Genomic DNA, 21,927 nt, shown 5'->3' on the forward strand with positions numbered 1-21,927 from the left:
GGGCGGCACGCGCGGGCCCGGCCACGGCGACGCCCCGCGAGCGAAGCTGGTACAGCGCCTTCTTCGCGGCCTTGGCCAGGGGCTTCACCGACGAGGACGCCAGGGCCTCCGGCAGGACGGTGTGCCCGTCCGACACGGCGGCCTCGAGCACGGCCAGGGCCAGGGGCTCCGGAAGGGCCTCCACGCGGGCGAGGGCGGCCTGGGACACGTCGCGCGCCAGAGCGCGGGCGGACTCCACCGCTTCGGCGGGAAAGGCGGGCAGCGGCGCGCCGGAGCGCAAGGCGTCCAGCAGGGAGCGAGGGTCCGAAGAGGAGGAACTCATACCGGACCTTCTACTGCACGGCGCCCGCCCCGGGGCATGCCCCGCGCGGGGATTGCGCCCACCAGGTCACAGTGCCGCGAGCGGCGGAGGACTCAGCGCCGGCGCACCAGCGCGCTCTTGCCCGGCTCCGCCACCACGGCCACTTCGGATTGGAGCCGCGGACCGAACACTCGCGACGGCGACGCGCCGCGGACGAGGAAGTGGTCGTACCAGACGCCCTGCCGCTCGTAGTCCATCTGCTGCGGCCGCCACTCGGAGGGGAAGGTGGGGGGCTCCTCGCCGGTGTAGCGCAGCGGGGAGTGCGGCGTGGACGCGAAGGTGAAGTTGGGCACGCCACCGCGCGCCCGGGCCAGCACCGCCGCGCTGTGGATGAAGACGGGCTGTCGCACCACCCGGGAGCCGGGGTCGAACATCAACCCCATGACACGGGGGCGCGGGGCGGTGGCGGCCACCAGCGGCCCCCATTCGGCCTGCGCCTCCCGGGAGAAGGCGCGGTAGCCGCGCGCCATGACGAAAGCCAGCACCACTGCGCACGCCAGGGCGGCGACGCGCAGGGGCCTCCGCCACGCGGGGATGGCCGCCGGGACGGTGGCCACCAGGAGCGCGGCGGCCAGGTGCGCGTAGCGCGTGTTGAGGTAGTAGACGTAGCCGCGGATGTCGAAGGGCAGCAGAAAGTAGAGCGCCAGGGCCAGCAGGCCCAGCCCCATCAGCCGCGAGCGCGCCACCAGGCCCTGGGTGGCGGAGCGCTCCGGCCGCAGCAGCCCCGCGACCCAGCCCGCCACCGCCACCGCGCCCACGGCGTACAGGGCCCACCGGTCCGAGCCATCCCGGAAGGTGTTGGCGAGCACCTGGAAGAGCTCGGCGCGGTTCTGCTCGAAGCCCTTCCACGCCAGGTTCTGTGGAGAGAACGTGGGCCCCCACGCCTTCCATGGCACTCCGGGCTGGATGTCCGCGGGCTCGCCGAAGCGAAGCACCACCCAGCCGAGGAACAGCGCGACGCCGGGCACCACCCCCAGCAGCGCGGGCACGCGAGGCCGCAGCCGCGCGGCGAGCCCCCGGGCCTGTGCGTCCTCGGGCACCGGCGTGGTGAGCAGCAGCAAGGGCAGTCCGAAGGCGAGGAACCCGAAGGCCTGCACGTGGAAGAGGAGCACCGCCACCAGGCACACCGCCAACCCGATGCCCCACGTCCGGCGGCGGGGCGTGTCCTCCAGCGTCCGCACGAAGAGGCCGCAGCACAGCAGCGTCAGCGGCAGCGCGGCGCAGTAGTTGATGAAGCCCCAGTTGAAGCTGTCGCCGTAGGCGAAGGGCAGCGCCAGCAGGGCAGGCCAGGTGGGCCGGCCCAGGCTGCGCAGCAGGAATCCGAGGCTGAGCGGCAGTCCCACCACGTAGGCGGAGAGGAAGACGCGGTTGGCCATCTCCAGCGGCAGCAGCCAGTTGAGACCGCTGACCAGGTAGTAGTAGCCCAGGTACGGCGTCAGCGCGTGACGCGCGGCGAACAGCTGCGGGTACAGCGTGGTGGGGTCATCCAGCCGGTGCAGGACGGAGATGAGGTACAGGTGCTGGGGCAGGTCCACCAGGGGCAGGTGGCGCGACACCCACAGGGGGAGCACCCCCAGGACGAGCGCGGCGGCATGGACGAGGCGGGAGTGTCGGGGCGTCACGGACGTCGCGGACTGTACGCGGCGCCTCCCTGCACGGCGAGCCGTCCTTGCAACCCGGCCAGCGCCTGTTTTCCAGGTAGACAAAGGTATGGCTGTCGGCCTTGGCAGTCGGGGAGGGCTGCGGTATAGGCGCCGTTTGAGCAGGGGCGCCTGGAGTGCCCCGAGGAGAGCAACATGACGCGCATCGGAATGTGGGTGGCCGGAGGGCTGATGGCGAGCGGCCTGCTCCTGGCACCGGGCGCGGCGGAGGCCTGCGAGGCCCACCGGCGTCCGGCCCCGGAAGCGAAGGCCGCGGAGGCCACGCCGAAGGCTGTCGAGCCCTCCACCAGTGGCGTGGAGCGCCCGTTGGATGTGCTGGACTCGCTCATGGCCGCCAAGTGCCAGTGCGGCAGCAAGGCGGACTGCACGTGCAAGAAGGGCTCGTGCGACTGCAGCAAGTGCAAGAAGCCCAAGCGCCAGGTGATGGACGCGCTGCGCGGCCAGCCCGCGAACCTGCAGCTTGACGAGGCGCGCTACGACGCGTCCGCGGGCATCTTCATCTAGGCGTCTGGGCGGAGCCTTTCTCCGCCTTCACCACCAGCAGCGACGGCAGGGACACGCGCTCGAAGCGCACGAAGCCCGCCGCCGCGGCCTCCCGGCGCAATTCGGCCTCCCCGCGTGGATGCAGGCCCACGCCGCGGTGGAGCAGCGCCCGAGGCGCTCCCGGCGAAGCGTAGGTACTGGCCACCCAGCGGCCTCCGGGCCGCAGCACGCGGTGGACCTCCATCATCATCCGGGGCAGGTCCGCGACGAAGGGCAGCGCGTCACTCATCAACACCGCGCCCAGCACACCGTCGTGGAAGGGGAGGTAGGGGGCTTCGGCGCGCAGGAAGTCCACGGCGACGCCTGCCTCGCGCACCTGGGCCACACCCTCTTCCAGCATGGCGCGGGACACGTCGAGCGCGGCCACGGGCGGCGCGTCGGGCTCATGGGCCAGCCGCCGCGCGAGCAGCCCCGTGCCGCAGCCCACGTCCAACACGGTGCCTTCGGGTTTGCCCAGGAGGCTGCGGTAGAGGACGAACTCGCTGTCGCCATCCAGCGGCTGGCGGGTGAGGGCGCGCTGGAGCACGGGGCGCATGTAGCGCTCATAGGAGCGCGCCACCCAGCGCTGCTCCATGCCACGTTGCAGCGGGCCGGACGCGGCGGGGTCCACCACCAGGTCGGCGACGCCCTCGGCCACCGGGTGGCTGGCGCCGCACGCCTGGCAGCGCAGCGGGCCGAAGAAGAGCACCGGGGCGTCTACCTCCGGCTGGAGGGCGCCACGCCGGCACCGGGGACATCGCAGGAGAGGAACGAGCGCGCGCCGCATGGGGCCGGCAAGGCTACCGTCCCCCGTGCGGCGCGAGAACCCGTTTTCCGCCGGCCGCCGTCAGGCCGAGGGCGGCGGGCGTGGCACGCGCTTGTCCTCGGCCACCAGCACCGGCCAGCCGCGGGCCATGGCCTCGCGGAAGAAGGCGGCCAGCTCCTTGCGGCTGTGATTCACCGCGCCCAGGAACGGGTCGATGAGGGACTCCTCACCCAGGCTGCGCGTGGCCGCCAGCTCCACCGGCGTGCCGCAGCGCTCGCAGCGGATGGACACCTGGCGCACCAGGGCCACCGGCACCGCGTACCGGGCGCCGCAATCTCCGCACTTCCACACCAGGGCGCGCTCACCCGCCTCGCGACGCGCCAGGTTCTCCAACTCGTCCGCCAGCCGCAGCAGCGCCGGGAGGTCCTGGGGAGGATGCGCGAAGATGGCGGACGGGCCGAAGCCCGTCTCGGGCGCGCCCAGCGACGGAGGGCGGTCCCCCTGTAGCAGGGTGCGCAGCCTGTCCTTGGCTCGCATGTCTCGGAATTCAGCGCCGGTGAGCGCGCGCTCCACCGCCTCATGGACCGGAGGCAGCTCCGGCTCGAGGCGCTCATCGTCCGGCAACGTCTGGGGGAAGTTCACCAGTCGGTGCGCGGGGACTGCGAGGAATCGGAAGGCCACGGTGGCTCCATCGCATTGTGCTTCGCGGGGTGCAAGACGCGAGTTGGCAAATGTCCGCTGCTGCCGTTCATCCGCAGACTACTGAGACCAGTCCAGCATGCGTTGCAGCGGCGCGCGAGCACCCTCGCGCAGGTCTTCGGGCATGGTCAGCTCGGGCGTGCGCTCCTTCATGCACCGCCAGAGTTTCTCCAGCGTGTTCAGCCGCATGTACGGGCACTCATTGCACGCGCAGCCGTTGTCCGGCGGCGCGGGAATGAACGTCTTGTTCGGCGCGGCCCGCTTCATCTGGTGGATGATGCCCGCCTCCGTCACCACGATGAACTGCTGCTTCGGACTACGCACCGCGTAATCCAGAATCGCCTTGGTGGAGCCGATGAAGTCCGCGTGGCGCAGCACCGCCTGTTCACACTCGGGGTGGGCCACCACTTCCGCTTCCGGGTGCTCCACCTTCAGCTGTACCAGTTTCTTCTCGCTGAAGATTTCGTGGACGATGCAGCTGCCCGGCCACAGCACCATGTCGCGGCCCGTCTGTTTCATCACGTAGCGGCCCAGGTGCTGGTCCGGCGCGAAGAGAATCTGCCGGTCCTTCGGCACCTGGTTCACGATTTTCACCGCGTTGGACGACGTGCAGATGACGTCACTCATGGCCTTCACCGCGGCGGAGCTGTTGACGTAGCTCACCACGAAGGCGTTCGGGTGTTTGTCCTTGAACGCCTTGAAGGCTCCCGGCGGGCACCGGTCCGACAGCGAACAGCCGGCCTTGAGGTCCGGCAGCAGCACCTGCCGGGACGGATTGAGAATCTTCGCCGTCTCCGCCATGAAATGGACGCCGCAGAAGACGATGACGTCTGCCTTCGTGTTCGCCGCGGCTTGCGCCAGCGCGAGGCTGTCTCCCACGAAGTCCGCGAGGTCCTGAACTTCGCTCTCCTGGTAATAGTGCGCCAGGATGACTGCGTTCATGGAACGCTTGAACTCCTGGATTTCCTTCGCGTAGTCGACTTCGGCGCGCATGGCACCTCCCGAGTCCCACCTTTAACCGGGACTTGAAGTGCCGGCCAGGGTGCGGTTTGCCCCACTTCGCTGATGCCCGGGTGGCCGCGAATCAGGCGGGCGGCCCTTTTCCAACATCCGCCCTGTCCTCATGCTGGGGCACTCCCTTCCCCATGAGGTCCGGTAAGATGGCGAGCCGGGCCGGACGCCGCGCATGCGGTTCGGCCATTGCATCTGGGAACTTCGAACCACGGGGGGGAATGTGAGGGGTCGCCGTCGGAAGCTCCGGCGGGGCGGTGGAGGCTGGCGGTCACATTCCGACCCGTGAAGTGGTTCATCCGGGGCAGGCGGCTCTGACCCGGTGGAGGAGGACATATGACCGTGACGACGCGCGCAGTGCTGGTCGTGCATCCGGAGGCGGAGCGTCGTGGACGGCTCCGCGCCTTGCTGGATGGCTACGAAGTGCTCGAGGCCTCCAACCGGCAGGAGGCGGTCGAATTCCTCACGAAAACCGCTCCCGCGCTGGTGTTGACGCATCCGGACATTTTTCCCCGGTTGTTGAAGGATCTGGAGCGCTACACCCCGCGCTCCATCCGCGCGGTGCTCTGCCCCAGGGACAATGCGCAGGCCCACCACAGCCTGGTGGACGTGGCCGCCGCGGGGCACATGTTCTTCACGCTGGAGGATGACCCCAGCCCGGCGCTGCGCCGCGCCGTCCAGGAATTGCTGGAGCTGCGCGAGTCCGAGCGCCGCGAGCCGCACGGCGTCCTGGAGGCCTGCTTCACGGCGGATGGCACGACGTTCCGCGCGCGGCTTCTCGACGTGGCGACGGGAGGACTGGGCCTGCGCCTGGAGTCCAGCGTGCGCATCGAGCGGCTCACGCCGGGCACGGAGCTGGAAGGGCTCCAGGTGCTGCGCGGCGACACGTTGGTACTGCGCGCCGGCCATGCCACGGTGCGCATGGTGCGCCCGCTGCGCGCGCACGAAGGCCAGGGCTTCCACCTGGGCGTGTCGCTGGAGCGCCCCGTGGAGCACGCGCGCTCTTCCGCCGCGCCGCTGCTCAACGACTCGGTGCGCATCCGCGGCCTGCTGCGCCGCGCCGTGCGCGCGGGGGTGGGCTTCGGGCTGCGCACGCACGAAGGCAACCGGTTGGTGGACTTCTCCCGCGCGGAGGTGCTGCCAGAGGAGTCTCGCCTGGTGCTGTGCGAGCAGTCGCAGCCGGGCACGCTCTTCCATCCAGGCGACGTGGTGCGGCTGTGCCTGGACTTCGGCGGCGTGTGCCATGTGGGCACCACGGCGGTGCTGAACTCGGAGCCGAACCAGGTGGAGGTGGCCCTGCCGCGCACGCTGAGCCTGCACCACCGCCGCAACAGCTTGCGCTTCCGCTCCTCCGCAGAGCGGCCCTTCGCGGTGTCCTTCAATTCGCCGCTGACGGGGGAGGCCATCGTCCGCCCGCTGTTGGATCTGCACACCGGGGGCTTTGCCTTTCCCTTCGACGCGGGCCGGGAGGCCTTTCCGCCGGGGCTGGTGCTGGACGACGTGATGCTGCAGCTGCCAGACGGCACGCGCTCGCGCTGCCGCGCCCAGGTGCAGGACACCGGGCAGCTCACGGTGACGGAGGAGGGCGCCAGCATGAGCCGCCCGCGCCGCTGCGGCCTGCGCATCCTGGAGCTGGCGCCGGAGGCCCGCGCCGCCATCCTGGACGCCTTCATCAAGGCGCGGTGTCCCGATGCGCGTGATGCGTCCGAACTCCCCTTCTCCGACGTGTGGGACCTGTTCCGCTCCGCGGACGTCCGCTTTCCCGACTACCCCTTCCACGAGACGGCGACGCCCGAGCCGCTGGTGGACGCGCACCAGCGGCTGGGCAACGGCATCCACGGCCTGTCCAAGGCCATCGTCTATCAGCGCGAGGGCCGGCTCTACGGCCACATCTCCGGGCTGCGCATCTACTCGCGCACCTGGCTGTCGCAGCACCTAGTGGTGCGGCCGGGCTACCACCGGCACGAATCCATCTCCCAGGAACTGGTGGCGCTCGCGGCTGACTATGCGGAGAGCCTGGACGACGTGGAGTACCTGCGCGCGCTGTGGCGCTGCCGCAACCGGTGGACGTCGCGAATCTACGGCGCCATCGCCAGCCGGTTGGAGCGCCCGGGCCTGAGCTGCCTGCATGCCTTCACGCCGTGCCGGCTCCCCGTGGACGCCGCGTTGCCGCCGCCTCGGAGCGATTTGCGCGTGCGCCCCGCGGAGACGGCCGACCTGCGCTGGCTGGAGCAGCACCTGCGGGAGACGCAGGACGTGGTGCGGCTGCGCAGCTCGGACCTGGTGGAGGGCGAGATGACCATGGGGACACTGGGCGGGCGCTACTCGGACGCGCGGCTGCGGCGTTCGCGCAGCATCGCCATGGTCGAGGGCAAGGACGGGCCCCAGGGGTTCGTCCTCATGGAGGATTCGTCGCCCGGTCTCTTCTGGGCGGAGTGGTACAACGCCTTCTCGCTCGTCATGGTGGAGCCGGATGCCCGGGAAGCGGATGCCGTGCGCCAGGCGCTGGTGACACACGCGGTGGCGAACTCGGCCCGGCGCGGGCGCTCCACCGCGGAGTGCCTGGCCTCGGACGCGGACCTGCCCGCCCTGGAGGCACTGGGTTTCCACAACCTGGGCAAGGTGATGGAGTTCACGGCCCACCGCCGGCTCGTGCGTGACTGGAATGCCTACCTGCTCGCCGTCTTCGAGCGGCTGGCGGTCCATGGCCGGGGGGGGAGCCGGGTGGATGACAAGGACATCGCGGCATGACCTACCTGATGGAGTCGGCCCAGGAGGTGCATCGCCTGCAAGCGCAGGCGAGCGCCACCTCCTACGCGGATCGGCTGAGGCTCACCGGCCTGAGGCCCGGGGACGCCGCACTGGATGTGGGCTGCGGTCCCGGCGTCATCACCTCGGAGATGCTGGACGTGGTGGGGCCGCACGGCCGCGTGGTGGGCATCGAGCCGCAGGCCGCACACCTGGCGGCGGCCCGGGGACTGCTGGCGGGCAGGCCCAACGTGGAGCTGCGTCAGGGCGCGCTGCCGGATACACATCTGCCCGCCGACCACTTCGACTACGTCTGGTGCCAGTACGTCTTCGAGTACCTGGGAGAGCCGGGCCCCGCGCTGGCGGAGCTGGTGCGCGTGGTCCGCCCCGGTGGGCGCGTGGTGGTGGCGGACATCGACGGGGTGGGGCTGTGGAACTGGCCCTTTCCGGAGGACCTCCAGGAGGAGAGCCAGAAGCTGCTCGCCGCCCTGCGCGCGGCGCGCTTCGACCTGCACGCGGGCCGCAAGCTGTTCCACCTGTTCCGCAAGGCCGGGTTGGTGGATGTGCGCGTGCACATCTCCCCGTTCTACGTGGCGGCGGGCGCGGTGGACGCGCGGCTCCGCGAGGACTGGGTCATCCGCTTCCGGACGCTGCGCCCGCTCGCCGAGCCCTTCTTCGGGGGCGCCGGCCCCTATGACGCTTTCTGTGAACGCTTCCTCGCACTCCTGGACGACGCCGACACCCTCAAATATGCGATGGTGTTGACGACCGAAGGAGTGAAGCGTTGACCGTCCCCGCGGAACTGGCCTCCGCACCGTCAGCCCCCGACACACCCGAGCTGAGTGTCCGGATGCTGCGCAGCGTGATGTTGTACTACGAGCGGACCTACGGCCGGGACCGACTGGTGCGAGTGTGGCAGCGCGAGGCGTTGCCGCTGACGTTGGCGTACGTGGAGACGCTCACCAACTTCGTCTCCGTGGGGTTCACCGAGCGCCTCTTCGACGTGCTCGACAAGGACTCCGGTGATCCGGACTTCATGACGAAGGCGGGGCGCAGCATCGCCAGTCCGGAGGCGGTGGGCTTCCTCTATTACATGATGAAGGCGCTGGCCACGCCGCGCAGCGTCTACGAGCGCGCGCTGGAGCTGGACCACACGTACAACCGGGTGGGCGGCTTCCACATCGACACGCTCACCGACTCGCGGGTGAAGGTGCGCTACGTCAGCCGCATCCGCGAAAGAGATCGCAACTTCTGCCGCGCGCGCCAGGGCAACCTGTCCGCGTTCCCCGCTATCTGGAACCTGCCCCTGGCGGAGGTGAAGGAGCTGCGCTGCCAGGTGGATGGGGCGGACTGCTGCGAGTACGACATCCGCTGGCAGAGCCTGCCGCCCCTGGCGTGGCGCTACATCGTGGGCGGCATGGCGGGCATGGTGGCCGGCCTGGTGTCGGGCACGTTGAACCTGGCGCCCCCCATCTTCGCGGTCAGCTCCCTGGGCATGGTGGGCGTGGCGGCGGGGGCGTGGCTGGACACGCGGGCGGCCCTGCTGCGCAAGGACGAGAAGCTGTCGGAGCAGCACCAGGGCCTGCAGACGTCCCTGGAGGATCTGCAGCGGCGCAACGAGGAAATCTTCGCCGCCAACAAGGCGCTCGAGGACCGCGTGGCCGAGCGCACGCAGGAGCTGTCCGAGGCCAATACGAAGTTGGAGGCGTCGCTCACGCGGCAGCAGGAGCTGGACCGCCTCAAGAGCGAGTTCTTCGACAACGTCAGCCACGAGCTGCGCACGCCGCTCACGCTCATCCTGCTGACGCTGGAGGCGCTGGCGAAGGAGGCGGAGTCACTGCCGCCCGAATTGCCTCCGCTGGTGACGAACATGGAGCGCAGCGCGCAGCGCCTGCTGCGGCTCATCAACAACCTGCTGGACCTGGCGCAGCTGGAGTCGGGCAAGGCGCGGCTGCGCTACCAGCCGCTGGAGCTGTTCGGCTTCCTGAGCACGGTGGTGCCGCCGTTCCACACCATGGCGGAGCGGCAGGGCGTGACGCTGCGGCTGGAGGGCTCCACGGTGACGCCCGTCCACGTGGACCACGAGCGCATCGACATCGTCTTCCAGAACCTGCTCGGCAACGCGCTGAAGTTCACCCAGAAGGGTGGGGTGACGGTGCGCGTGCGCGAGGACGACTCGGAGGTGCACGTCGAGGTGGAGGACTCCGGCCAGGGCATCGCCCCGCAGGACATCCCCGTCATCTTCGACCGCTTCTCCCAGGCGGATAACAGCGGCACCCGGCGCTTTGGTGGCTCGGGCATCGGCCTGGCACTGGTGAAGGAGACGCTGGAGCTGCACGCGGGCGGCATCTCCGTGACGAGCGAGCTGGGGCAGGGCTCCGTCTTCCACGTGCGGCTGCCCAAGGGGACCGCGCACATCCGCGAGGATTTGCGCGAGCGCCGTCAGGCCGTCATGCCCGTGCGGCGCGAGCGCCGCATCTCCGGGGCCTTCCCCTCGCTGGAGCCGACGGGGGCGGATGTCCTGGGCGCGTCGCCTCCTCCGGCCAGGGACCACGCGGGGCCGGGGCCCGAGTCGCCCCGCATCATGGTGGTGGAGGATGACCCGGAGATTCGGAGCTTCCTCGCCCGGCTGCTGGCCCAGCACTACCGGGTGATGGAGGCCATCAACGGCGACGACGGGCGCCAGCGCGCGCTGCGCGAGCGGCCGGACCTCATCCTGTCGGACGTGATGATGCCCGTCATGTCCGGCCTGCAGATGCTGACCGCCCTGCGCAATGACCCGCAGACGGTGGACATCCCCGTCATCCTCCTCACCGCGCGCCAGGAGGTGACGGCCAAGGTGGAGGGCCTGGGCACCGGGGCCAATGACTACCTGGGCAAGCCCTTCAGCCCGAACGAGCTGCTGGCGCGCATCGAAACCCAGCTGCGCCTGCGCGAGGCGGCCGTGCGCGCCGCGGAGAACGAGCGGCTGGCGGCCATTGGCCTGCTCACGTCCGGCTTCGCGCATGAGGTGCGCAATCCGCTCAACGGGTTGATGAACGCGCTGCTGCCGCTCAAGGACATGCTGACGGGTGGCTCCGCCGACGTGGAGCTGAGCAAGGCCATGCTGGAGGTGGTGGAGGAGTGTGGCCAGCGCATCCGCCACCTGGCCGAGTCCCTGCTCTCCTTCACGCGCACCAGCGAGTCCCCGGTGGTGCTGTCCCTGGACTCGTCGCTGGACTCCACCCTGAGCGTGCTGGCGTGGAAGGTGCCGTCGGGCGTCAAGGTGGAGCGCGCGTACCACTGCAGCGAGCCCATCCGGGGCAACCCAGGCGCCCTGAACCAGGTGTGGCTCAACCTCCTGGACAACGCCCTGCGCGCGGTGGGCGACAAGGGCCGCGTGCGCATCTCCACGGCCAGCACGGCGGAGGAGGCCATCGTCACCATCGGGGATGACGGGGTGGGCATCCGCCCGGAGGACATGGAGCGGCTCTTCCAGCCCTTCTTCTCCACCCGCGCGGCGGGCGAGGGAACGGGGTTGGGATTGGCGCTCAGCCGCCGCATCATCATCCAGCACGGCGGGACCATCGACCTGAGCAGCGTTCCGGGGGAGGGCACGCAGGTGGAGGTCCGCCTGCCGCTGCGCCCCGTGGCGCCCCGTGTCACGGGAGGCATGCCCGACCTCGCGTCCGAGCCGCGCGTCGGCCGCCTGGGCTGACGCAGGACGCAAAGGCCCCGCCCGAGCCCACGGCGTCCGGGCGACGGAGAAGGGGAATTCCCTACCCGCCCAGGTGTCCTCCTGGGCACGGCCCGCGTGTCTGCTACAGTCACGCTCCTTTTTCGTCGCACCTCTCCTTTTTCAAGGAAACGACCTGCATGCAAGGCACCGTAGCCGCGGTTGACGCCCGCAAGGGGCACCCGCGAGGGCTCTACCTCCTGTTCTTCACTGAGATGTGGGAGCGCATGTCCTATTACGGCATGCGTGGCCTGCTCGTGCTCTTCCTCACGAGCAAGGTCAACGGAGGCTTTGGCTGGTCCGACGCGGATGCACTCAGTCTCTACGGCACCTATACGGGCCTGGTGTACCTGACGCCCATCGCCGGTGGCTTCATCGCGGACCGCTACATGGGGCAGCGCCGGGCGGTGGTGCTCGGTGGCGTGTTGATGATGATAGGCCACCTCGTCCTGGCGCTCCCCAGCGTGACGATGTTCTACGCGGGCCTGGGATTCCTCATCATCGGCAACGGCTTCTTCAAGCCGAACATCTCCACCATGGTGGGCGGGCTGTACGCGCCCGGTGATGGCCGCCGCGACAGCGCCTTCACCATCTTCTACATGGGCATCAACCTGGGCGCGGTGCTCGGCAACTTCATCTGCGGCACGCTGGGCGAGCGCGTGGGCTGGCACTGGGGCTTCGGCGCCGCCGGTGTGGGCATGTTCCTGGGCCTGGTCGCCTTCCTGTCGCTGCAGAGCAAGCTGCTGGGGACGGTGGGCCTGGTGCCGGAGAAGATGGTGGCCGCCGCCGAGGCGACGCCGGGCACCCCGGAGAAGAAGGGTTTCACCCGCGAAGAGATCGACCGCATCCTCGTCATCTTCATCATGGCGCTTTTCGTCGTCGCCTTCTGGACGGGGTTCGAGCAGGCCGGCGGTTTGATGAACCTCTACACGGACGCGAAGGTGGACCGCAGCATCCTGGGCTGGGAAGTGCCCACGACCTGGTTCCAGAACTTCAACTCCATCTTCATCGTCACGCTGGCGCCGGTTTTCGCCGGCCTGTGGAGTTGGCTGTCCGCGCGCGGCAAGGCTCCGAGCATCCCGGTGAAGATGAGCATGGGCCTGCTGTTCCTCTCCGCCGGCTTCCTCTTCATGCTGGGCGCCTCCAGCGAGAGCGCCTCGACGGGCAAGGCGGCGGCGTGGTGGGTGGTGATGGCCTACCTGCTGCACACCATGGGTGAGCTGTGCCTGTCGCCCGTGGGCCTGTCCATGGTGACCAAGGTGGCGCCGGCGCGCATCGTCTCCGCGATGATGGGCGTGTGGTTCCTCGCGAACGCCGCGGCCAACAAGCTGGCCGGCGTCTTCGGCGGGTACTCGGGGAGGCTGGGCGAGTTCCGCGTGTTCCTCTTCATCACCGTGGGGACGGGCATCGCTGGCGTGCTGCTGCTCGTCGTGTCGCCCATCCTCAAGCGGATGATGCACGGCACGGACGAGGTGAAGCCCGCCGCGCCCACCCCCGAGCAGCAGGGCAGCTCGGTGGCGGCGGCCTGAGCGGTCGCGAACTCCCCGCTGATTGAAGTCCAGACGCCGGCGTCCCGATGGGGGCGCCGGCGTTTCTGTTCGCGGACCGCTGGCGCCACGCCTGAAACACAAACGCCGGCACACCTCATGGGTGCACCGGCGTTCACTGCGCGGGCTGACCACCTGGCTACGCGGACTTCGCCGAGCCGGGCGTCACGCCGGCAGCGGAGCGCTCCTCGGTGGGGATGGGCGCGGACGTCTGGTAGTAGTCACGCACCACGTAGCGGCGGGCCACCAGGGCCATTCCCACTGCGGCCACCAGGGCGAAGCCGGCGTAGAAGAAGAACTGCCCGGAGCCCGTGAAGACGTTGAGCTTCGCGGTGATGGCCACCGCCGCGTTGGCCAGCGTGTTCGTCACCAGCCACACGCTCTGGATGGTGCCCTTCATCTCGCGCGGGGCCTGCGTGTACGCGAACTCCAGGCCCGTGGTGGACATCAGGATTTCGCCCAGCGTCAGCACGATGTACGGCAGAATCTGCCACGCGATGTTCAGCGTCGTGCCGCCTTCCATGGTGACCTGGAAGATGCCGGCGATGATGAAGGACAGCGCGCCCACCACCAGTCCCAGGGGCATGCGCCGCAGCGGCGTCAGCTCCCAGCCGAAGCGCTGGAAGGCCGGGTAGACGACGGCCGTCAGGAAGGGGATGAGAATCATCACCAGCAGCGGGTTGATGAACTGCATCTGGCTGGCCTGGAAGGTGAACGGCCCCACCTGCGGGTCCATGGACCGAGCCTGCACCACCCACGTGGACGCCTTCTGGTCGAAGAGCATCCAGAAGAAGGGCACGAAGGGGAGCAGCAGCGCGCTCACCCGGAACACCGCCTTCACGCCGTCCACGGCCTCCTCGGGGTGCTCCCGCTTCGCGCCGTCCAGCCAGCCGCCGCCCTGGCCGCGGTTGCGCAGCGCGCTGGCCACCACCTTGAAGAAGCTGTGCGGGTTGGCGCCCGTGGCCGGCACCCGGACGTACTTGTGACGGCCCGCCCAGAAGATGAACGTCGCGATGAACATCAGCACCCCGGGGATGCCGAAGGCCACCGACGGCCCGAAGTGCTTGAGCAGCAGGGGGATGAACAACGACGCGAAGAACGAGCCGAAGTTGATGGTCCAGTAGAAGATGGCGAAGACCTTCTTCACCAGGTGGCTGTTGGACTCGTTGAACTGGTCCCCCACCATGGCCGCCACGCAGGGCTTGATGCCGCCACTGCCAATGGCGATGAGTGCCAGGCCCGTGAAGAACCCCGTGACGTTGTTCTCGAAGACGGCGAGGCACGCGTGGCCCAGGCAGTAGACCAGGCTCAGCCCCAGGATGATGCGGTACTTCCCGAAGAACCGGTCCGCCAGGTAGCCGCCGATGAGCGGGAAGAAGTACACGCCCGCCATGAACGTGTGCATCAGGCTCTTCGCTTCGGCCTCGCGCAGCGCGTTGTCCGGTATCTGCGTGCGCAGCAGGTAGTCGATGAGGAACACCGTGAGGATGTTCCGCATCCCGTAGAAGCTGAAGCGCTCACACGCCTCGTTACCGATGATGAAGGGGATTTGCGGCGGGAACTTGTTGCTCTGCGCGGCGGGTGCCTGGGCCATACGACGGGGTGCTCCCTCGTGACGAAAGGTGGGGGCTCCTAGATTCCGAGAAGTCGCACCCTACCCAACGGGCCGCCGGGACTCCACCGAACGAAAGGGCCTTGCCGCGCCACCCAGCGCTTTCCTGGCCGCACCCACGCCGGAAATCTCCCGCACGACTGCCTGCGTCATTCCGATGGGCGTGTGTGTTTGTTGATACAACTCAAGTCGCCTGGCTGAGTTTGACAGGCATTGGAATATCCCTATCATTTCCCATGATGTCTTTCCTCCAAGGTGGTGCGAGGGGATGGGGGTGAATGAAGGCACCCCCGTCCCCCCGCTCCATTTTCCCAGGAGGCATTGTGCGGTGCGTCGTCAGCCCCGCGCGCCCTTCTTCACTGGCACCGGGTCGTCCACACGCACGCCCACGCGGGCCCGGCGAGCCTTGGTCAGCACGTGGCCCAGGTAGCGGCCGGTGTGGCTGCCTTCGACCTCGGCGACCTGCTCGGGCGTGCCAGCGGCCAGAATCCTGCCGCCGCCCGCGCCGCCCTCGGGGCCCAGGTCGATGATCCAATCCGCGCTCTTGATGACGTCCAGGTTGTGCTCGATGACGAGCACGCTGTTGCCTGCCTCCACCAGCCGGTTGAGCACGGACAGCAGCTTGCGGATGTCCTCGAAGTGCAGGCCGGTGGTGGGCTCGTCGAGGATGTAGAGGGTGCGGCCGGTGGCCACGCGCGCCAGCTCGCGGGCCAGCTTGATGCGCTGGGCCTCGCCGCCGGACAGGGTGGGGGAGGGCTGCCCCAGGCGGATGTAGCCCAGGCCGACGTCATGGAGCGTCTGTAGCACCCGCATGATGTCGCGGTGCGCGCCGAAGTGCTCCATCGCCTCGCGCACGCTCATGTCGAGCACCTCGGCGATGTTCTTCCCCTTGTAGCGCACGCGCAGGGTGGCCTCGTTGAAGCGCTTGCCGGCGCAGACCTCGCAGGGCACGTAGACGTCCGCCAGGAAGTGCATCTCCACCAGCTTCACGCCGTCGCCTTCACACGCCTCGCAGCGGCCGCCCTTGATGTTGAAGCTGAAGCGGCCCGGCCCGTAGCCGAACGCGCGCGCCTCGGGCGTCATCGCGAACACCTCGCGGATGTTGTCGAAGAGCTTGGTGTACGTGGCCGGGTTGCTGCGCGGCGTGCGGCCGATGGGGCGCTGGTCGATGTCGATGACCTTGTCCAGGTGCTCCATGCCCAGCACGGCCTTGTGCTTGCCAGGGGATTCACGGCTCTCGTAGAGGTGCCGCGCCAGGGCCGGGAAGAGAATCTCGTTGATGAGCGTGGACTTGCCCGCGCCGGACACGCCGGTAATCGCGCTGAAGACGCCCAGCGGAATCTCCGCGTCCACGTTCTTCAGGTTGTTCTCCTGCGCTCCCTGGATGACCAGCTTGCGCTTCGGGTCCGGCTTGCGGCGCTCCTGTGGAATCTCGATTTCCTGCCGCCCGGAGAGGTACGCGCCGGTGGAGCTGGCCTCGTTCGCCATGACCTGCTCCGGCGTGCCCTGGGCCACCACCTGGCCGCCCAGCTCGCCCGCGCCCGGACCGAAGTCCACCAGCCAGTCCGCCTCCTCCATCGTCTCCTCGTCGTGCTCCACGACGATGACGGAGTTGCCCAAATCCCGCAGGCGCTTGAGCGTCAGCAGCAGCTTGCCGTTGTCGCGCTGGTGCAGGCCGATGGAGGGCTCATCCAGGATGTAGATGACGCCCGTCAGCTCACTGCCCATCTGCGACGCCAGCCGGATGCGCTGACTCTCACCGCCCGACAGCGTGGACGCGGTCCGGTCCAGCATCAGGTAGCCCAGGCCCACGTCCACCAGGAAGGACAGGCGGCTGCGAATCTCCTTCAGCAGCTCGGTGGCGATCTTCCGCTCGTGCGCGGACAGGGCCATGTCGCCCAGGAAGCCCAGCGAGTCGGAGATGGTCAGCCGGCTCAGCTCGACGATGCTGCGCCCGTGCACCTTCACCGCGCGGCTCTCCGGCTTCAGGCGCTCGCCCTTGCAGGACGGGCAGGGCTTGTCGCTGAAGTACTTCTGGAGCTCGGTGCGGCGCGCCTCGGAGGTGGTCGTCTTGAAGTTGCGCATCATGCGCTCGACCAGCCCCTCCCATTCCATCTTGTACTTGCCGCCCTCGCCCCACGCGACGGTGAAGGACTTGCCACTGGCGCCGTACATCAGCGTGTCCTTCTCGCGCTTGCTCAGCTTCGCGTAGGGCACGTCCAAATCGATCTTGAAGGCCTTGGCCAGGCTCTCCACGAAGTCGGCAGTCCAGCCCTCGCCGCGGTTCATGCTGCCGGCCCACGGTTCGATGGCGCCATCGCGGATGCTGCGTGACGTGTCCGGGACGATGAGGTCCGGGTCCATCTCCGGCTTGGTGCCCAGACCGTTGCAGTCCGTGCACATGCCCAGGGGGTTGTTGAAGGAGAAGGACGCGGGCGTCAAATCCCCGAAGGACAGGCCGCACCTGGCGCAGGCATTGAGCTCGGACATCACCCGGTCGGAGGCGAGCGTGCCTTTCTCGTCGGTGATGATGAGCGTGCCCTTGCCCTCGCGCAGCGCCGTCTCCACGGAGTCGGTGAGGCGCGTCTTCACGTCCGGCTTGAGCACCACGCGGTCGATGACGAGCGCGATGTCGTGCTTGGACTTCTTGTCCAGCTCGATGCGCTCCTCCAGGCTCTTGAGCGCGCCGTCGATGCGGGCACGGGAGAAGCCGCGCTTCTGGGCCTCGGCGAGCAGGTCCTTGTGCTCGCCCTTGCGGTTCGTCACCAGCGGCGCCAGCACCTGGAGCTTGGTGCCCGCGGGAGCCTTGAGGATTTCATCGACAATCTGCTGCGCGCTCTGCTTGCCCACCTTCACGCCACAGTTGGGGCAATGCTGCACTCCGATGGAGGCATAAAGCACCCGCAGGTAGTCGTGCACTTCCGTGACGGTGCCCACCGTGGAGCGGGGGTTGTTGCTGGCCGCCTTCTGCTCGATGGAGATGGTGGGCGACAGGCCGCGAATGGTGTCGTACTTCGGCTTCTCCATCTGCCCCAGGAACTGCCGGGCATAGGCGGAGAGGCTTTCCACGTAGCGGCGCTGGCCTTCCGCGTAGAGGGTGTCGAAGGCGAGCGAGCTCTTGCCCGAACCAGACACGCCGGTGAAGACGACGAGCTTTTTCTTGGGAATGTCCAAGGAGACGTTCTTGAGGTTGTGCTCCTTGGCGCCTCTGAGGGAAATGACGTCGGGCTCGGACATGGGCGGGCGATCTACCACTGAATAAGTGTTCCGGTAGGGGGAAACATGCCGGAACCGCACTGGATGCAGGGGAACGTCCTGGGTTGCGCTCCGCATCCCACATCTGGCGACCCCTCAGGCGGGGAGGCGTCCCTGAAATCCTCGGGCCCCTCCGGGTCCACTCAGAGTGGGCGAAGCCGCGACGCCTGGCTGCCTGCCCCGCCCGGACGGAGGATTCGTCTGTGTGGCACCTGGAGTTCCTGAAGGAATTTCAGGAGTGTCCTGCGAAAGGACACCCGCATTTCCCGGGTGGGCTCTGGCGTTTCCCTGCGAGGCCAGAGGGGTGCCGCGTGGGAGCGCCCCTCGCCTCTCTGTGGGCGGACCGGGCACCGGGGTTGCAAAGGGCCCCCCGCTGAGCCGTGAGGTGAACCAGGGTGTGTTCCTGGCGTCTCCCGGTGGGGCGGGGAGGACGTTATGCGCAGGGCGTTTGGGCTGGTGGCATTGGTAGCGGTGATGGTGGCGGGAGGGGCGTGTGAACGGCCCGCCTCTCAGAGGGCAAAGAGCGCCTTCGTCGTCCGGCCTGAGACTGTGGACTTCGGTCCCGCGGCGCTGGGGCATACCAAGACGTTCAAGCTGCGAATCGCCAATGCGGGCCGGGCTTCCTATCGTGTGGAAGGCGCCGTCTCCAGCGTGCCCAACGTCAACATTCCCCCCTTCGAGCCCTTCATCCTGTCCGCGGGTGGCGAACAGGACATCGAAATCCACTTCCTGCCGCAGGTGGAGGGCGAGATTCAGGGCGTGGTGGAAATCATCACGGACGCGGAGGTCGGTGGGCGCGTGCCGGTGTCCGGGCGCGGCGTGAAGGCTTTCATCGAGGTGCCCTCGGAGGCGCTCGATTTCGGCAACGTGGCCATGGGCCTGGTGGAGATGCGCGAGGTGACGGTGCGCAACCCATCGGACGTGGACAGTCCGCTGACGCTGTCGGTGCAGGGCACGGACGCCGACCAGTTCACCGCCGGGCAGGGCCTGCCCTCCTCGCTGGCTCCGGGCGAGGCGTTGGTGGTGCCTGTGGCCTACGCCCCGCGCCGGCTGGGCGCGGCTGAGGCGGCGCTGCACGTGGTGGTGTGTGACGGGTGTGCGCCGGCGGTGGTGCCGCTGACGGGCACGGGCGTGGCGTCCAAGCTGGAGGTGACGCCGCTGCGCGTGGACTTCGGGCGCGTGGCGCTGGGGGCCACGGCGGAGCAGGTCATCACCGTGCGCAACCAGGGCACGCAGCCGCTGAGCTTCTCGGGCTCGCAGTTGGTGGACAGCTCGGAGGGTGTCTTCCACATCGCCAGTGAGCCGGTGGTGGCCAACGGGCAGTTGGCGCCGGGCGCGGCGGTGGAGCTGCGCGTGGCCTTCACGCCAACGGCGGTGGGCAAGGTGCGTGACGGGCGGGTGGAGATTGGCGTGCGCGAGCAGGGCTCCAGCGCGCCGGGCCCCAAGGTGTCGCTGGCGGGTGAAGGTGGCGGCTCGTGCGTGACGGTGCTGCCTCGGCGGCTGGCTTTTGGCACGGTGGCGGAGGGCATGACGGCGACGCGCGACGTCACCGTCTACAACCGTTGCCGTGAGGACGTGAGCGTCACCGACCTCCAGCTCGACACGCACCAGGGCGGCTACTTCATCCTGGCCCAGGCGCCTGCCAGCGTGATGGTGCCCGCGGGGCAGAATGCCCGGGTGAGCGTCACCTTCCGGCCCAAGGCGGGGAACACGGGCGCCAGCCAGGGACAGCTCTCCGTCACGGTGCGTGACAGCGGCTCCGCGGCCACGGAGGCGGTGGCGCTGGAGGGGCGAAGCCGGGTGTTCGCGCCGTGCCAGTACGTGCTGCCCCAGCAACTGGACTTCGGCAAGGTGCCGGTGGGCGCGGAGGTGGCGCTGGGGGTGACGCTGCGGAACTCGGGCACGGAGGCGTGCTACCTGGCGTCGATGCAGCTCGCCCAGGGTTCGGACGGGGTGTTCTCCGCGTCTCCCGTGCGCAACGGCGTGCTGGAGCCGGGCGCGAAGGCGACGCTGCTGGTCCGCTTCAAGCCGTCCGAAGAAGGAGGCTTCTCGGGGCTGGCCGAGGCCTGGGTGAACAGCCCCACGCAGGGACACCCGCTGGTGGAGCTGCGGGGCGAGGGCGTCGTGGGGTGCTTCGCGGTGCAGCCCACCACGGTGGACTTCGGCCTCACCAAGCTGGCGTGCGGCCCGCGCACTCGGGAGTTGGTGGCCGTGAACTCGTGCGTCGGGCCCATCCAGGTGAGCCAGGTGGCGTTCGACGCGGGCGCGGGCGAGTTCACCCTGGATGGTGGCGGCAACGCCCCGTGGACGCTGGCGAGCCAGAGCACGCGCCCGCTGACGGCGACGTACGCCCCGGTGGATGACGGCGCTGACACCGCGGCGTTGCGTTTCACCCTGGCGGACGGCTCCATCTATACGGTGGGCATGGTGGGGCAGGGCGTGACGAAGGCGGAGCAGACGGACCGCTTCTTCCAGGAGTCACAGGCGAAGGTGGACGTGCTCTTCGTGGTCGACAACTCGGGGTCGATGATGGAGGAGCAGCAGAGCCTGGGGCAGAACTTCGCGGCCTTCCTGAGCGCGGCGGACGGCGCCGCGGTGGACTACCGCATCGGCGTCACCACCACGGGCCTGGACCCGTCGCCGGGCGGCTGGTCCGAGTGCCCGGGCGGCTCGCAGGGCGGAGACAATGGCCGCCTGTTCCCCGTGGACGGCTCCCGGCCGCGCATCATCACCCCGGCGACGCCGGATGCCGCGGGCGTCTTCGCCAGCAACACCCGCGTGGGTGTCTGCCATTGGAACGAGCAGGGACTGGAGGCCGCCTACCGCGCGTTGGCGGACCCGCTGCTCTACAACGAGGATGACCCGCGCACCGCGCAGCCCAACGACGGCAACGCGGGCTTCCTGCGCGAGGATGCCCGCCTGGCCATCATCTTCGTGTCGGACGAGGAAGACTTCAGCGCGCAGCCGGTGTCCTTCTACGAGACGTACCTCCTGGCGCTGAAGGGCAATGACCGCTCGAAGCTGAGCGTCAATGCCATCGTCGGGCCAGCGGACCTGGCCCGGTGCCCCACGTCCAGCAGCTCGGGCAGCCGCTACATCCAACTGGCGGAGGCCACGGGCGGCGTGGTGGAAAGCATCTGCACGCCGAACTGGGCCAGCTCGTTGGAGAAGCTGTCCGACAGCACCTTCGGCGCGAACCGCAAGTTCCCCCTGTCGGAGACGCCGGAAGATCCGGGCAGCATCGTCGTCGATGTGGACGGCGTCCGCGTGACGTCCGGCTGGGAGTACGACGCCCGCGAGAATGCCATCCTCTTCGACCGTGCCTCGGCCCCCGAGGCGGGCTCGTTGGTGGAGGTGACGTACCCGCTGGGCTGCGGCTGAGCCCGCGCCGAGCGTGATGCCGCCGGGCGTCTTGTCTTCAGGACGAGGCGTCCGACGGCATCAGCGCGTTGATGGCTGCGTCGTCCCGCGCGATGCATGGCGGCGCTCGTGGTCGAGCAGCCATTGCTTGCGCTCCAAGCCCCCGCCGTAGCCCGTCAGCGACGCGTTGGCCCCCACCACCCGGTGGCAGGGGACCACCACGCCGATCGGGTTGGCGCCGTTGGCCATGCCCACGGCGCGCACCGCCTTGGGCCGTCCGATTCGCTGGGCCAGTTGGCCGTAGCTGGTCGTGGAGCCCGCGGGGATGTCACGCAGCGCGCGCCAGACTTCTCGCTGGAAGGGCGTGCCCGCGGTGGCCACGGGCAGCGATTCGATGACGCTGACGTCTCCGCGCAGATAGGTCTGCATCGCCGTCGTCCTGCCGAACGGGTCGCTCGCGGGAACGAGCACATAGCCATTCTCGCCGTAGTGAAGCCGCAGCAGCCGGAGCATCCGAGGCTCGTACTCCTCCCAGTCGAGCGCGCGAAGGCAGCCCGCTTCGTCACAGACGACCAGCATCAAGCCGATGGGCGTGGGGGCGCGGTCCATGAGCAAACGCAGCGGCGGGGGCATCGTCATCTCTCTGTCGCGAAGGGGAACGGGGAAGGTG

At 69.1% G+C, this 21,927-nt stretch carries 13 protein-coding genes and 1 pseudogene; 6 read left to right on the forward strand and 8 right to left on the reverse strand.

Annotation, left to right across the window (positions count from 1 at the left end; genetic code table 11):
* Window positions 1-322 (reverse strand): annotated as a pseudogene (locus FL344_RS34140) (hypothetical protein); the annotation flags it as partial.
* Window positions 323-414: 92 nt separating this feature from the next.
* Window positions 415-1,983: a hypothetical protein gene (locus tag FL344_RS34145; RefSeq protein ID WP_194863360.1), complete on the reverse strand. Its 1,569-nt coding sequence runs from the start codon at window positions 1,981-1,983 to the stop codon at window positions 415-417.
* A 174-nt stretch (window positions 1,984-2,157) separates the two neighbouring features.
* Here FL344_RS34145 and FL344_RS34150 point away from each other — a divergent pair, with 174 nt between their 5' ends.
* Window positions 2,158-2,526, forward strand: a complete 369-nt coding sequence (locus FL344_RS34150; RefSeq protein WP_141621479.1) for a metallothionein — start codon at window positions 2,158-2,160, stop codon at window positions 2,524-2,526.
* Here the strand turns inward: FL344_RS34150 and FL344_RS34155 are convergent.
* The 3 genes from FL344_RS34155 to nadA all read right to left on the reverse strand — a co-directional run bounded on the left by FL344_RS34155 (window position 2,519) and on the right by nadA (window position 5,002).
* The gene (locus FL344_RS34155) at window positions 2,519-3,253 is read right to left on the reverse strand and encodes a class I SAM-dependent methyltransferase (protein ID WP_090489225.1); all 735 of its coding nucleotides are present in this window, start codon (window positions 3,251-3,253) and stop codon (window positions 2,519-2,521) included. The two genes, FL344_RS34150 and FL344_RS34155, sit on opposite strands and share 8 nt — an antisense overlap.
* 138 nt (window positions 3,254-3,391) lie before the next feature.
* Complete coding sequence (locus tag FL344_RS34160) at window positions 3,392-3,991, reverse strand: hypothetical protein (RefSeq protein ID WP_141621480.1); 600 nt, start codon at window positions 3,989-3,991, stop codon at window positions 3,392-3,394.
* Between the two features lie 78 nt (window positions 3,992-4,069).
* Window positions 4,070-5,002, reverse strand: coding sequence for a quinolinate synthase NadA (gene nadA, locus FL344_RS34165; protein WP_141589125.1), 933 nt, complete (start codon window positions 5,000-5,002; stop codon window positions 4,070-4,072).
* A 354-nt stretch (window positions 5,003-5,356) separates the two neighbouring features.
* Between nadA and FL344_RS34170 the strand changes: the two genes are divergently transcribed.
* The 4 genes from FL344_RS34170 (at window position 5,357) to FL344_RS34185 (ending at window position 13,012) form a co-directional block, all read left to right on the forward strand.
* Window positions 5,357-7,771 carry a hypothetical protein gene (locus FL344_RS34170; RefSeq protein ID WP_141621481.1) on the forward strand — a complete coding sequence of 805 codons (2,415 nt, stop codon included), beginning with the start codon at window positions 5,357-5,359 and terminating at the stop codon, window positions 7,769-7,771.
* The gene (locus FL344_RS34175) at window positions 7,768-8,556 is read left to right on the forward strand and encodes a methyltransferase domain-containing protein (protein ID WP_141621482.1); all 789 of its coding nucleotides are present in this window, start codon (window positions 7,768-7,770) and stop codon (window positions 8,554-8,556) included. Before FL344_RS34170 ends, FL344_RS34175 begins: the two co-directional genes overlap by 4 nt.
* Complete coding sequence (locus FL344_RS34180) at window positions 8,553-11,465, forward strand: ATP-binding protein (protein WP_141621483.1); 2,913 nt, start codon at window positions 8,553-8,555, stop codon at window positions 11,463-11,465. Before FL344_RS34175 ends, FL344_RS34180 begins: the two co-directional genes overlap by 4 nt.
* A gap of 158 nt (window positions 11,466-11,623) precedes the next feature.
* Window positions 11,624-13,012: a peptide MFS transporter gene (locus FL344_RS34185; RefSeq protein WP_141589121.1), complete on the forward strand. Its 1,389-nt coding sequence runs from the start codon at window positions 11,624-11,626 to the stop codon at window positions 13,010-13,012.
* 157 nt (window positions 13,013-13,169) lie between these two features.
* Here FL344_RS34185 and FL344_RS34190 read toward each other — a convergent pair whose 3' ends face one another.
* Window positions 13,170-14,624 (reverse strand): POT family MFS transporter, encoded by a 1,455-nt coding sequence (locus FL344_RS34190; protein ID WP_141589120.1) that lies wholly within the window; start codon window positions 14,622-14,624, stop codon window positions 13,170-13,172.
* Window positions 14,625-14,978: 354 nt separating this feature from the next.
* Window positions 14,979-17,879 carry an excinuclease ABC subunit UvrA gene (gene uvrA / locus FL344_RS34195; RefSeq protein WP_141621484.1) on the reverse strand — a complete coding sequence of 967 codons (2,901 nt, stop codon included), beginning with the start codon at window positions 17,877-17,879 and terminating at the stop codon, window positions 14,979-14,981.
* Window positions 17,880-18,332: 453 nt separating this feature from the next.
* On the opposite strand from uvrA, the gene FL344_RS34200 reads away from it, so the two are divergent.
* On the forward strand, window positions 18,333-21,278 hold the full coding sequence (locus FL344_RS34200; protein ID WP_141621485.1) for a choice-of-anchor D domain-containing protein: 2,946 nt from the start codon (window positions 18,333-18,335) through the stop codon (window positions 21,276-21,278).
* Window positions 21,279-21,338: 60 nt separating this feature from the next.
* On the opposite strand, the gene ogt is transcribed toward FL344_RS34200, so the two are convergent.
* Window positions 21,339-21,866, reverse strand: a complete 528-nt coding sequence (ogt, locus tag FL344_RS34205) for a methylated-DNA--[protein]-cysteine S-methyltransferase (protein WP_141621486.1) — start codon at window positions 21,864-21,866, stop codon at window positions 21,339-21,341.
* Between the last annotated feature and the right edge of the window lie 61 nt (window positions 21,867-21,927).

The sequence above is a fragment of the Myxococcus sp. AB036A genome, from assembly GCF_006547355.1.
Classification (GTDB): Bacteria; Myxococcota; Myxococcia; order Myxococcales; family Myxococcaceae; genus Myxococcus; species Myxococcus virescens.

Excerpts from the sequence above, each read along its gene's own strand:
- FL344_RS34150 (WP_141621479.1), top strand. The coding sequence starts at position 2,158 with ATGACGCGCATCGGAATGTGGGTGGCCGGAGGGCTGATGGCGAGCGGC.
- nadA (WP_141589125.1), bottom strand. The coding sequence starts at position 5,002 with ATGCGCGCCGAAGTCGACTACGCGAAGGAAATCCAGGAGTTCAAGCGT.
- FL344_RS34170 (WP_141621481.1), top strand. The coding sequence starts at position 5,357 with ATGACCGTGACGACGCGCGCAGTGCTGGTCGTGCATCCGGAGGCGGAG.
- FL344_RS34175 (WP_141621482.1), top strand. The coding sequence starts at position 7,768 with ATGACCTACCTGATGGAGTCGGCCCAGGAGGTGCATCGCCTGCAAGCG.
- FL344_RS34185 (WP_141589121.1), top strand. The coding sequence starts at position 11,624 with ATGCAAGGCACCGTAGCCGCGGTTGACGCCCGCAAGGGGCACCCGCGA.
- FL344_RS34190 (WP_141589120.1), bottom strand. The coding sequence starts at position 14,624 with ATGGCCCAGGCACCCGCCGCGCAGAGCAACAAGTTCCCGCCGCAAATC.
- uvrA (WP_141621484.1), bottom strand. The coding sequence starts at position 17,879 with ATGTCCGAGCCCGACGTCATTTCCCTCAGAGGCGCCAAGGAGCACAAC.
- FL344_RS34200 (WP_141621485.1), top strand. The coding sequence starts at position 18,333 with ATGCGCAGGGCGTTTGGGCTGGTGGCATTGGTAGCGGTGATGGTGGCG.
- ogt (WP_141621486.1), bottom strand. The coding sequence starts at position 21,866 with ATGGACCGCGCCCCCACGCCCATCGGCTTGATGCTGGTCGTCTGTGAC.